General features: G+C 63.9%; 10 protein-coding genes. 7 read left to right on the forward strand and 3 right to left on the reverse strand.

All coding sequences use genetic code 11. The features are described from left to right. Window positions 1–36: 36 nt before the first annotated feature. Together AC1DYJ_RS02175 and AC1DYJ_RS02180 are read left to right on the forward strand one after the other, a co-directional pair. Window positions 37–471, forward strand: a complete 435-nt coding sequence (locus tag AC1DYJ_RS02175; RefSeq protein ID WP_477279565.1) for a hypothetical protein — start codon at window positions 37–39, stop codon at window positions 469–471. Window positions 472–590: 119 nt separating this feature from the next. Then, window positions 591–1,250 carry a response regulator gene (locus tag AC1DYJ_RS02180; protein WP_477279567.1) on the forward strand — a complete coding sequence of 220 codons (660 nt, stop codon included), beginning with the start codon at window positions 591–593 and terminating at the stop codon, window positions 1,248–1,250. A gap of 54 nt (window positions 1,251–1,304) precedes the next feature. Here the strand turns inward: AC1DYJ_RS02180 and AC1DYJ_RS02185 are convergent, their stop codons facing one another. Next, the gene (locus AC1DYJ_RS02185; protein ID WP_477279569.1) at window positions 1,305–1,961 is read right to left on the reverse strand and encodes an O-methyltransferase; all 657 of its coding nucleotides are present in this window, start codon (window positions 1,959–1,961) and stop codon (window positions 1,305–1,307) included. Between the two features lie 93 nt (window positions 1,962–2,054). Between AC1DYJ_RS02185 and AC1DYJ_RS02190 the strand changes: the two genes are divergently transcribed. Beyond that, entirely contained in the window at window positions 2,055–2,687 is a 633-nt protein-coding gene (locus AC1DYJ_RS02190; RefSeq protein WP_477279571.1) for a TetR/AcrR family transcriptional regulator, read from the forward strand. Between the two features lie 19 nt (window positions 2,688–2,706). Here the strand turns inward: AC1DYJ_RS02190 and AC1DYJ_RS02195 are convergent, their stop codons facing one another. Further along, entirely contained in the window at window positions 2,707–6,195 is a 3,489-nt protein-coding gene (locus tag AC1DYJ_RS02195) for a hybrid sensor histidine kinase/response regulator (protein ID WP_477425918.1), read from the reverse strand. A 235-nt stretch (window positions 6,196–6,430) separates the two neighbouring features. Between AC1DYJ_RS02195 and mscL the strand changes: the two genes are divergently transcribed. Beyond that, window positions 6,431–6,850 carry a large conductance mechanosensitive channel protein MscL gene (mscL, locus tag AC1DYJ_RS02200; protein ID WP_477279575.1) on the forward strand — a complete coding sequence of 140 codons (420 nt, stop codon included), beginning with the start codon at window positions 6,431–6,433 and terminating at the stop codon, window positions 6,848–6,850. A 104-nt stretch (window positions 6,851–6,954) separates the two neighbouring features. Further along, window positions 6,955–8,121 carry a pyridoxal phosphate-dependent aminotransferase gene (locus AC1DYJ_RS02205; RefSeq protein WP_477425920.1) on the forward strand — a complete coding sequence of 389 codons (1,167 nt, stop codon included), beginning with the start codon at window positions 6,955–6,957 and terminating at the stop codon, window positions 8,119–8,121. Window positions 8,122–8,149: 28 nt separating this feature from the next. On the opposite strand, the gene hemA is transcribed toward AC1DYJ_RS02205, so the two are convergent. Then, on the reverse strand, window positions 8,150–9,427 hold the full coding sequence (hemA, locus tag AC1DYJ_RS02210; protein ID WP_477279579.1) for a 5-aminolevulinate synthase: 1,278 nt from the start codon (window positions 9,425–9,427) through the stop codon (window positions 8,150–8,152). A gap of 277 nt (window positions 9,428–9,704) precedes the next feature. Between hemA and galE the strand changes: the two genes are divergently transcribed. Next, on the forward strand, window positions 9,705–10,700 hold the full coding sequence (gene galE / locus AC1DYJ_RS02215; protein ID WP_477279581.1) for a UDP-glucose 4-epimerase GalE: 996 nt from the start codon (window positions 9,705–9,707) through the stop codon (window positions 10,698–10,700). A 74-nt stretch (window positions 10,701–10,774) separates the two neighbouring features. Next, a complete protein-coding gene (locus AC1DYJ_RS02220) occupies window positions 10,775–12,055 on the forward strand; it encodes a D-amino acid dehydrogenase (RefSeq protein WP_477280199.1) in 1,281 nt (426 codons plus the stop codon). Window position 12,056 lies beyond the last annotated feature (1 nt).

A 12,056-nucleotide genomic window follows, 5' to 3' on the forward strand; every position in this document is an offset into this window, starting at 1 on the left:
GATAGGTTCTCGACACTGGCTCGTGGAGGATGGAACATGCGTCTGCAGCACATACTGATCCCCGCCGCACTGGTCTCGCTGGTCGCGGCATCGGCCTGGTCCGAGGAGACCGATCGCTACCGGCTGGAAAAATCGGCCAACGGCTACGTCCGCATGGACACCCAGACCGGCGCTATGTCGATCTGTGAGGAGCGTTCAGGCCAGCTCGTCTGCAAGATGGCGGCCGACGAGCGCGCCGCCTTCCAGGACGAGGTCGACCGTTTGCAGGCCTCGATGAAGGCCATGGACGAGCGCGTCACCAAGCTGGAGAATTCGCTGTCCGCCCGCCTCGAATCGAAATTGCCGAGCGAGGAGGATTTCGACAAGACGATGACCTACATGGAGCGCATGCTGCGTGGCTTCATGGGCATCGTCAAGGAAATGGACAAGGATAGTGGCGACGGCGCCAAGCTCAATTCGCAAAAGACCTGAACTGCCCCGGCGGGGAAATGCCCCGTCCGGCCTTTGCCGCTTGAAAACAGAACGCTTCGCCGCATAATCGTCCGGTCCCGCAAAAGCCGCTAATCAACAACGGGATTTGGGAGGAATATTTGCCGTCGGGCTACACCTTCGTCATCGCCGACGACCATCCGCTTTTCCGCGGCGCGCTGAAAGAGGCGCTTGCCGGCGTCGGCGATGTCGCCGCCATTCACGAGGCCGGCGATTTCGAAAGCGCCAAGGCGCTGGTCGTGGCCCATGAGGATGTCGACCTCGTGTTGCTCGACCTTTCAATGCCGGGCGCCAGCGGCCTGTCCGGCCTGATCTCGTTGCGCGGCATCCATCCGGCGGTGCCGCTGGTGGTGGTGTCGGCGCATGACGACCCGGTTACGATCAGGCGTGCGCTCGATCTCGGCGCCTCGGGCTTTATCTCCAAATCGGCCAGCATGGAAGAGATCCGCCGCGCCGTGCAGACGGTGCTCGCCGGCGACATCGCCGCACCCGTCGGCATCGACCTTGGCGTCGAGCGCGACCCGGAAATATCGGACCTGATCAAGCGTCTGCAGGCGCTGACGCCGCAGCAGACGCGCGTGCTCGGCATGCTGGCCGAAGGCCTGCTCAACAAGCAGATCGCCTATGAGCTCAGCGTCTCCGAAGCGACGGTCAAAGCGCATGTCTCGGCCATCCTGCAAAAACTCGGCGTCGACAGCCGCACCCAGGCGGTGATCCAGCTGTCCAAGATCGGCAGCGATCCGCTGCAGCCGGTAGGCTGAGCACGGGGCGCGCTCAGCTCTGTTCGGTTGCCGCCAACCAGTCTGCCGTCGGCTTTAGCTCAACCGCACCGACAGTTCGACATCGTCGCCGAACGGGGTCGACATGTAGCCCGAGGCCGGGGAACGCACGCGCTCCAGATAGTCGGGGCTGAAATCGGCGTTGTCGGCGATCACCAGCGCGCCAGGCCTGAGCCGGCTTTCGACCAGGCTCAGTATCTCCGGGTAGATCGCCTTGGCGCCATCGAGCAGCAGGAGATCGATCGTCTCGGGAAGATCGGCGCTCAGCGTCTGCAACGCATCGCCCTCGCGGATTTCCACCAGATCGATGAGACCGCCCTCGGTCAGGTTGGCCTTGGCCCGCATCACCTTGGACGGCTCGAACTCGGTGGTGATCAGGCGGCCGCCGCCATTGTCCCTCAGCGCTGCCGCGAGATAGAGCGTCGAGATGCCGAACGAGGTGCCGAACTCGATGATGACACGCGCGCCGCTGCTGCGCGCCAGCATGTAGAGCAGCGTACCGGTCTCCGGCGAGACCGCGAGCCAGAGGTCCTTCAGCCGTCCGTAGAAATCGACATATTCGGTCTTGCTGCTGAGCAGGCGTGCCCGCTCGTCAGGCGAGAGCCCGGCCGCTGCAGGGCTCGTCGCCGCTTCGGCCTCCTTGAACAGGCGGGCAAGCAGCGGTGCCAGTGGGGCGTTGGTGAGGGTGGTCATGAAAAGTCTCCTGTCGAAAGGACTGCGTTCTTGTGTCGTGCTGAAAATACGAATAATCCTTCAGGTTTCCAATTCGCATTGCCGGGAAGCACCGTGACCGAACGCCCAAGCCCTTCTATTTCCTCGCGAAAGCAGCCCAAGCAGGCGCGTGCGGTCGAGCTCATCTCGGCGATTTTGGAAGCGGCTGTTCAGGTTTTGGCGAGCGAGGGCGCGCAGCGTTTCACCACCACGCGCGTCGCTGAAAGGGCCGGCGTCAGCGTCGGCTCGCTCTACCAGTATTTCCCCAACAAGGCGGCACTGCTGTTCCGGCTGCAAAGCGATGAGTGGCAGCAGACGGGCGGCCTGCTGCGCACCATACTCGAGGACGGCGAGCGTCCGCCGCTCGAACGGCTGCGCAGGCTTGTCCATGCCTTCATCCGCTCGGAGTGCGAGGAGGCTTCCGTGCGCGGGGCGCTCCATGACGCCGCACCCCTCTATCGCGACGCGCCCGAGGCGCATGAGGCAAAGGCGTCAGGCGAGCGCACGGTCCAGACTTTTCTGCGCGAGGCATTGCCCGAGACACCGGAAGCGATGCGGGACCTCGCCGCCGATCTGATCACGACGACGCTGAGTTCGGTGGGAAAGGACTTTTCCGGCAGCCCGCGCACGGATGCGGAAATCGAAGCCTATGCCGATGCCATGGCCGACATGTTCTGCGCCTACGTCATAAGCCTCGGCCACCGCTGAAGCGCGATAGCAGACTGCGTTACTCCGCCGCCGAAGCCAGCGGCCTGACTCTGGCCATCATCGAGCGCAGCACCGCCGGCTTCAGCGGCTTGTTGATCACCGGCACGTCAAGCGCAGCGGCAGCGGCACGGACCTCCGTGGAGCGGTCGGCGGTAACCAGCACGGCCGGCAGGTCGCGGCCGTGGATCTCACGCAGCCGCGCGATCACGTCGAGGCCGCTCCTGCCGTCGAGATGATAGTCGGCAAGCACGATGTCGGGACGATGGATGTCGGCCCTGGCGAAATCCTCCGAGCCGGAAAACGTGCCGACACTACAGCCCCAGCCTTCGAGCAAAAGCCGCATGCCGTCGAGGATGCGGGCGTCGTTGTCGATGCACATGACGCGCAGCCCTGCCAGTGAGTTCGCAGTGCGGGCAGGCGCCTTCGGCTCGACCTCGCGCCGCGGCGCCTCAACCGCCGCAACCGGCAGGATGACGGAAAAGCGCGTGCCTTTGCCCGGGTTGGAAAAGATCCGGATTTCGAGGCGGAGAACGCGGGCGATGCGGTCGACGATGGAGAGGCCGAGGCCAAGGCCTTCGGCCTCGCGCACCCCTTCGTCGAGCCGGGTGAACTCATTGAAGACCGTGTTCAGCTTGTCGCCCGCAATGCCGATGCCGGTGTCGATCACCTGGATCTCGGCGAGCTCGCCACGCCGCCGCACGCCGACCAGGATGCGGCCATGCCTGGTGTATTTGATGGCGTTGGAGACCAGGTTCTGGATCAGCCGGCGCAGCAGGTTGCGGTCCGTCATGACGCTGAGCGATGAGGCCATGATCGTCAGGTCGAGCTTCTTTTCGGCGGCGAGTGGCTGAAAATCGTTGCCGATCTGACGCAGCAGCCCGTCCAGGCGGAAGGCGGTATCGTCAGGCTTCATGGCGCCGGCGTCGAGGCGAGAAATGTCGAGCACGGCGCCCAGAATGGTCTCGACCGATTCCAGCGAGGATTCGATGTTGACCGCGGCCTTGCCGGCCGGGCCCTTGCCGGCCTTTTCGATCAGCGATGAACAGTAGAGACGGGCGGCGTTCAGCGGCTGCAGGATGTCGTGGCCGGCGGCAGCGAGGAAGCGCGTCTTGCCGAGATTGGCCTCCTCGGCCAGCATCTGCGCCTGTGCCAGTTCCTCATTGACGCGCGTCAGTTCGATGGTGCGCGTCTTGACCCGCTGCTCCAGCGATTCATTGGCCCGCTTCAGCGCCAGGTCCTGTTCGACGCGTCCCGATATGTCGGCATAGGTCGCGACGATGCCGCCATCCGGCATCGAGTTGGAGCGCAGTTCCAGGATGCGGCCGCTGGTCTTCAACTCCATTTGCCATGGGCTGCCGACGCTGGTCAGCCGGTTGAGCATCGCCACGCGCTGGTCGGCAGGGATGTCGCCACGGTCGGCAAGGTGGCGCAGGATCAGGTCGAGCGAGACGCCGACCTGGCCCATTTCGTCGGGCAGGTCAAACAGCTCGCGATATTGTCGGTTCCAGCAGATCAGCCGGAAATCTCGGTCGAAGACGGTGATGCCTTGTTCCATCTGGTCGAGCGCGATCTGCAGCAAGTCGCGATTGTGCTGGAGCGCCTCGGTGGCATCGTCGAGCAGGCGGAAGGCATCCTTGGATTCGCGGTCGTTGCGGCGAAACAAAAGCGACAGGATGAGCCGCGCCGACGACGAGCCGACAGCGCTCGCCAGCAGCTGCTCGGAAAAGCGGATGACATCCATGCTTGCCTGCTCATTGCCGTAGAGCGAGACGCCATTGGCCTTTTCGAACGACTGGAAGGAGCGCTCGGTCCGCTCGACGCCGAGATAGCGCGATATGGTGTCCTTGAGGAGGTTTACGGTAATGGCGGTGCGGAAGCGGCGCAGGCTCGGCATCGGGCCGGCCTCGCGCGGCACGAAGATCGACGCCTGGATGCGTTCCAGCGGCACCGATGCGCGCGACAGCGAGCCAAGCACGAAGAACAGCGTGTTGACGGACAGGCTCCACAGCACGCCGTGGTTCAACGGCTCGGCGACGGTGCCGAACAGAGCCTGCGGCCGCAGCGCCTCGAAGCCGAACAGGCCTTGCACGACGATTTCGGCGTCGGGCGCCGACAGCGAAGGCAAAAGCAGCGTGTAGCCCCAGACGAGGATGCCGGCGACCATACCGAGTGCCGCGCCCCTGCCATTGGCGCCGCGCCAGATCAGCCCGCCGATCAGCGCCGGCGCGAACTGGGCGATGGCCGCGAACGACATCAGGCCGATCGATGACAGCCGCGCCGAATTGGTGCTCTCGCGGTAGTAGAGGAAGGCGATGAACAACAGGATGAAGATGGCGCCACGCCGCACATTGAGGATCAGCGTCGACCAGTCCTCATTCTCCGACGTCGTGGTCTTGAGCAGGCGGCGCACGAACAGTGGGATGACGAGGTCGTTGGAGATCATGATCGACAGCGCCACGCTTTCGACGATCACCATGGCGGTCGCCGCCGACAGGCCGCCGATGAAGGCCGCCATGGCCAGCACATCATGGCCGCTGAACAAAGGCAGCGACAGCACGTAGAGGTCGCTGCTGGTCCTTGAACCGACCAGCGCCAGGCCGGCGAAGGCAATCGGCAGCACGAACAGGTTGATCGCCACAAGATAGAGCGGAAACACCCAGGTCGCGGTGCGCAGTTCTGCTTCGCCGCGGTTCTCGACGATGGTGACGTAGAACTGTCGCGGCAGCATGATGATGGCAAAGCCGCTCAGGCAGGTCAGCACCAGCCAGGTGGCAAGCGAGGTGTTGTAGCCCATCGCTTGCCGCACCTGATTGTTCTCGGCCAGCTTGTCGATCATGTCCCCCGGCCCGCCGAAGATCAGGAAGGTGACCATCAGGCCGATCGCCAGGAAGGCGGCGAGCTTGACCACGGTTTCCACAGCCACCGCCAGCACCAGTCCGTCCTGGTGCTCGGTGGCATCGGCATGGCGGGTGCCGAACAGCACCGCAAACAGTGCCAGCAGCATGGCCACGACCAGCGAGATGTCGCTGACGAACGGATCGAAGGACGGCGGCGATCCCGTATAGTGCTCGACCATCAGGCCGACCGAGCCGGAGATCGCCTTCAATTGCAGCGCGATGTAGGGCACCGCGCCGATGGTGGCGATCAGCGTAGCGATCGCGGAGACGGCAAAACTCTTGCCGTAACGCGCGCCGAGGAAGTCGGCGATCGAGGTGATCTTCTCGCTCTTGGCCAGCCGCACGATGCGGCTGAGCAAGGGAAAGCCGAAAACGAACACCAGCACCGGGCCGGTATAGATGCCCAGAAATTCGAGGCCGCGCTCGGAGGACAGGCCGACCGAGCCGAAGAAGGTCCAGGAGGTGCAGTAGATGGCAAGGCTGAGCGCATAGATGAAGGGTCGGGCACGACCGGGTCCGGAAGCCGCCGAGCGCCGGTCGCCGAGACTGGCGATGACGAACAGCAGCGTCACATAGGCGACGGCAATGATGACGATGAACCAGCCCTGCACGGCCCGAAAATCCCTCCGTGGCCGCTTTTATTCTTTGGCCGTCACGACGCAATCACAGCTTGAAGCCCGAGTCCATCGCGGCTTTCGGCTGATATGTCCTTGATGACGTTGCGTAAACACAAAGCGGTGCTTTGGCTCCTTTTCCGGTTTTGCAACCGGGGGTTTTTGTTATTGTGGGCCCGGGCCGGCGCCGGAGGACGGCGGCAGCGCGGCCTGCCATGACAAGGAGGGTCGAATGCTGAAAGAATTCCAGGAATTCATTTCCAAGGGCAATGTGATGGACTTGGCCGTCGGCGTCATCATCGGCGCTGCTTTCGGCAAGATCGTCACTTCGCTGGTTGACGACGTCATCATGCCCTTCATCGGCGCGCTCGGTGGCGTCGATTTCAACAACTACTTCCTTGGCTTGTCGCAGGCTGTGACGGCCACAAACCTGGAAGATGCCCGCAAACAAGGCGCGGTCTTTGCCTATGGCAGCTTCATCACCGTCGCCTTGAATTTCGTAATCATCGCCTTCGTAATCTTTCTCATGGTCAAGGGCGTAAACAATCTGCGTCGGCGGTTGGAGCGCGAGAAGCCGGCTGCACCTGCGGCTCCGCCGCCGGCCGATGTCGCGCTGCTCACCGAAATTCGCGATCTGCTCGCCAGGAAATAGCGCCGAGGCAGGTCCTTGGACCAAAACCCCGGTCGTTCGCGGCCGGGGTTTTCTTTTGTCCTATCTGCTAAAAGCACTCGCTCGATATCAAAACGGACCTGTCCATGACCCTGATCGATAGCCTGCGCGCCGAAGCCGTTGCCGCGCCCGAAAGCGGGATTGTCGCCGTCGTCAATTACGGCCGTACGCGCGAGGGCATGATCCCGCTCTGGGCCGGTGAAGGCGATTTGCCGACGCCTGCCTTCATCTCCGAAGCCGCCGCCAAGGGACTTGCCAATGGCGAGACCTTCTACACCTGGCAGAAGGGCATTCCGGAGCTCAGGCAAGCGCTTTCCCGCTACTATGCCAGGCATTTCGGCAAGAGCTTCGCCGAAGAGGAATTCATCGCCACCGGTTCCGGCATGCATGCCATCCAGCTGGCGCTTGCTGCCGTCGCTGGCAGTGGCGACGAGGTTATCTATCTGTCGCCTGCCTGGCCGAATTTCGCCGCTGCCGCCGGTGTCTCCGGCGCCACTCCCGTTGCCGTCACGCTCGACCAGTCCGGCAATGGCTGGTCCTGCGACGTCGACAAGATCGCCGCCGCGGTCACGCCGCGCACCAAGGCGCTGTTCGTCAACACGCCCTCCAACCCGACCGGCTGGACCGCCGACAAGGAAACGCTGCAGGCGATCCTGAACCTCGCCCGCGAAAAGGGCCTGTGGATCATCGCCGACGAGATCTATGCGCTGTTCCATTACGGCCACGGCCGTGCGCCGTCCTTCCTCGACATTTCGACCGCGGAAGACCGCATCCTGTTCGTCAACTCCTTTTCCAAGAATTGGGCGATGACCGGCTGGCGCATCGGCTGGATCAAGACCCATCCCGACCTGCAGCAGGTGTTCGAGAACCTGATCCAGTATTCGACCTCGGGTGTCGCCCAGTTCATGCAGCGCGGTGCGGTCGCCGCCCTCGACCACGGCGATGGCTTCATCGTCGAGCAGGTGGAGCGCGCGCACGCGGCGCGCGACCTGGTCTGCGACATAATCGGCGCCACCGGCAAGGCGCGCTTCACCGTGCCGCAAGGTGCGTTCTACCTGTTCTTCACGGTGGACGGCCTCACCGATCCGCGCCGGGCCGCCTTCGACATTGTCGACAAGGCCAATGTCGGCTTGGCGCCGGGAACGGCCTTCGGCCCCGGCGGTGAAGCGTTTTTGCGGCTGTGTTTCCACCGCCGCCTCGATCAGCTCGAGGAAGCGGCACACCGGCTGGCAAAGTGGATGAAGACGGTTTGACCAGGCGGCGGCCCTTGGCCGCCCGCCATCAGCCGCCGGACTTGGGGACGAGGAGCGGAACGATCCGGTCGCTCTTGGCCACCGAGGGCCGGCCTGCCGAACCGTAGGGAATGCCGAGCGCATCCCATGTCTCGACCAGCGCGTCCTGCAGTCCCGCGATCAGCGCGTCGGTATGGAACGGCGTCGGCGTGATGCGCAGCCGCTCGGTGCCGCGTGGCACGGTCGGGTAGTTGATCGGCTGGATGTAGATGCCGTGCACGCCGAGCAGGCGGTCGCTGGCCATCTTGCAGAGTTCGGGGTCTCCGACCAGCACCGGCACGATGTGGGTGGGCGATTCCATCACCGGCAGGCCGGCGGCAGACAGAACCTCCTTGGTCCGCGTCGCCTGGCGCTGCTGCGCATCGCGTTCGGCCTGCGAGCGCTTCAGGTGGCGGATGGAGGTGGTGGCGGCAGCGGCGATCGCCGGCGGCAGCGCCGTGGTGAAGATGAAGCCCGGCGCGTAGGAGCGCACCGCGTCGATGACGGCGCTGTTGCCGGCGATATAGCCGCCGAGCGTGCCGAACGCCTTGGCCAGCGTTCCCTCAATGATGTCGATGCGGTCGGCCAGGCCTTCACGCTCGGTGATGCCGCCGCCGCGCGGCCCGTACATGCCGACAGCGTGGACCTCGTCGACATAGGTCATGGCGTTGTAGCGCTCGGCCAGTTCGACGATCTGCTTGATCGGCGCAATGTCGCCGTCCATCGAATAGACGCTCTCGAACACGATCAGCTTGGCGCGTTCGCGACCCGCCGCCTGCAACAGGCTTTCGAGATGCGCGACGTCATTGTGGCGGAAAATCTTCTTTTCGGCGCCCGAACGGCGCACGCCCTCGATCATCGAGGCGTGGTTCAACTCATCCGAGATGATCAGGCAGTTGGGCAAAAGCCGCGCAATGGTCGAGATCGAGGCTTCGTTGGAGACGAAGCCGGAGGTGAAGACCAGGGCCGCTTCCTTGTCGTGCAGGTCGGCCAGTTCCACTTCGAGCTCGACCAGCGGGTTGCTGGTGCCGGAAATGTTACGGGTGCCGCCGGCGCCCGAGCCCATCTTGCCGGCCGCGTTCTGGAACGCGGCGATGACATCGGGGTTCTGGCCCATGCCGAGATAGTCGTTGGAACACCAGACCGTGATTTCCTCGGCGCGGCCATTGGAACGCCAGATCGCGCGGGGAAATTTACCCACAATGCGCTCGAGATCGGCGAAGACACGGTAGCGCCGCTCGGCATGGAGCTGGTCGATCGCTTCCTCGAAGAACCGCTGATAGTTCATGTCGCCTTCCCAGTTTTGCGCGGGATCATAATCATTGGCCCATTCCTCGTCCACCGGGCCGTTTTGGTCAAAATGCCACGCCCCGTCACTGTTCCTAACGATCAGGGATCGTGGCCTATTCCCTTGATGTGGATCAACTTTGTTTCAGTACGATGCCTTGGGCCGGAGAGACTGTTACGGATTTAACATTCCGGTCTTGTATAGCCCTGCGGCGGTCTTTCCAGTAAGGCGGCGTTTGAGACAGTTTCCGATAAATCTTGAATAGCGAGGATACGGAATGACGGTTTTGGTGACAGGCGGCGCCGGCTATATCGGCAGCCACATGGTCTGGGAACTGCTGGATGCCGGCGAGAGCGTCGTCGTGCTCGACCGGCTTTCCACCGGCTTCGAATGGGCTGTGGCGCCGGAAGCCAAGCTGGTTGTCGGCGATGTCGCCGACAGGGAACTGGTGGCCTCAATCATCCGGGACAATCATGTCGACGCGATCATCCATTTCGCCGGCTCGATCGTGGTTCCCGAATCGGTTTCCGATCCGCTCGCCTATTACGAGAACAACACTTCCAAGACCCGCACTCTGATCGAAACCGCGGTACGAGAGGGCGTGCCCAATTTCATCTTCTCCTCGACCGCCGCCGTCTATGGCGGCGCAGGCCTTGAGCCGGTGCGCGAAGATGCCCGCCTGGCGCCGGAATCGCCCTACGGCCTGTCCAAGCTGATGAGTGAATGGATGCTGCGCGATGCAGCACTTGCCCATCCCTTGCGCTACACGGCATTGCGCTATTTCAACGTCGCCGGCGCCGATCCCAAGGGCCGCACCGGCCAGTCGACCCCGGGCGCCACGCATCTGATCAAGGTCGCCTGCGAGACCGCGCTCGGCAAGCGCCCCTTCATGCAGGTGTTCGGCACCGACTATCCGACGCCGGACGGCACTTGCATGCGCGACTACATCCATGTCAGCGACCTCGCCGCGGCGCATCGGCTGGCGCTGCAGCGGCTGCGCGCCGGCGGCGACAGCCTGGTCGCCAATTGCGGCTACAGCCATGGCTATTCGGTGCTCGAGGTCATTGACAGCGTGCGCCGCGCCTTTGGCCGGGATTTCGAGGTCAAGATGGGTGACCGGCGTCCCGGCGACGCCGCGGCGATCGTCGCCAATTCGGATCTTGCCCGCGCCGAACTCGGCTGGGCGCCGCAGCGTGACGATCTCGACCAGATCGTCGCTGATGCGCTGGCCTGGGAGCGCATTCTCACAAGCAAGAACTCGGTTCGAAGCTGACCTGTTGAGCCAAGGGCTCGTCCGGCGCGGCGAGACGCGCTATTGAGGGTCCGAAGGCGGTGCATGGAGGCGCGCTGCCCGGTTCGATCCTTGGGGGGCGCGGCATGAAGGTTTTGGTGCTTGGAGCCGGTGTCGTCGGCACGGCCGCCGCCTACTACCTGGCGAGCGACGGCCACGAGGTCACCGTGATCGAGCGCCATCCGGCGCCGGCACGCGGAACCAGCCAGTCCAATGCCGGCCTGGTCTCGCCGGGCGATGCCACTGCCTGGGCCTCGCCGGCGGCGCTGAAGACTTTCCTGCGCGCGCTCTGGAACCATGATCTCGGCATCAAGGTCAGGCTGCGCTTCGATCCCTATTTCCTCGCCTGGAGCCTGCGCTTCCTGCGCCAGTGCACGGTGACGCGGCTGCGCGCCAACAGCCAGGTCAAATTGCGCCTGGCGCTCTATTCGCGCGACTGCATCAATGCCATCTCGGCCGACACCGGCATCCACTATGACGAGCGCAAGAAGGGCATCCTCTATTTCTTCCGCTCGCAGCACAGTCTCGACACCGGCACCGACAATTATCGCTATCTCGCCGAACACGGCCTGCCGATCGAAATCGTCGGCCGCGACCGGCTTATCGAGCTGGAGCCGGGCCTCGCCGGGGTGAAGGAAAAGATCGCCGGCGGCGTCTATTCGCCGATCGACCAGACAGGCGATTCCAGACTGTTCGTCGACAATCTCGCCGCCTATGCCAGCGAAAAGCTCGGCGTTAAATTCCTGTTCGACACCACGGTTGAAGGGCTCGACATCGACGGCGACCGGGTGCGCGCGGTGATGACCTCGGCCGGCCCGGTCACTGGCGATGCAGTGGTCATCTCGATGGGTCCGGAGAGCGGCCTGCTCGGCCGCCGCTACGGCATCGACCTGCCGGTCTATCCGGTGAAGGGCTACACCGCGACCATTCCGCTGGAAGACGAGAACAAGGGCCCAACCATGGGCGGCGCCGACGAGGACCAGCTGATGGCCTATTCGCGCCTTGGCAACCGCTTGCGGCTGGCCTCGACCGCCGAATTCACCGGCTTCGACCGCACTCACAAGCCCAGCGACTTCGCCACCATGTTCAGGACCGGCAAGGATCTGTTTCCCGGCGCCTTCGACGAGAAGAAGGCCGTGCTCTGGGCGGGGCTCAGACCGATGATGCCGAACTCCGTGCCAGTCATCGGCCAGGCCAAATATCGCAATCTCTACCTCGACACCGGCCACGGCCATGTCGGCTGGACCATGGCCTGCGGTTCCGGCAAATTCCTGGCCGACCTTGTTGCCGGCCGCAAGCCGGAGATTGACCCGCAAGGGCTGGTCTACAGGGGCTGAA

The sequence above is a fragment of the Mesorhizobium sp. P2_B11 genome (assembly GCF_056404855.1).

Coding starts and splice junctions, on each gene's coding strand:
- AC1DYJ_RS02175 (WP_477279565.1), top strand. CDS start 37: ATGCGTCTGCAGCACATACTGATCCCCGCCGCACTGGTCTCGCTGGTC.
- AC1DYJ_RS02185 (WP_477279569.1), bottom strand. CDS start 1,961: ATGACCACCCTCACCAACGCCCCACTGGCACCGCTGCTTGCCCGCCTG.
- mscL (WP_477279575.1), top strand. CDS start 6,431: ATGCTGAAAGAATTCCAGGAATTCATTTCCAAGGGCAATGTGATGGAC.
- AC1DYJ_RS02205 (WP_477425920.1), top strand. CDS start 6,955: ATGACCCTGATCGATAGCCTGCGCGCCGAAGCCGTTGCCGCGCCCGAA.
- hemA (WP_477279579.1), bottom strand. CDS start 9,427: ATGAACTATCAGCGGTTCTTCGAGGAAGCGATCGACCAGCTCCATGCC.
- galE (WP_477279581.1), top strand. CDS start 9,705: ATGACGGTTTTGGTGACAGGCGGCGCCGGCTATATCGGCAGCCACATG.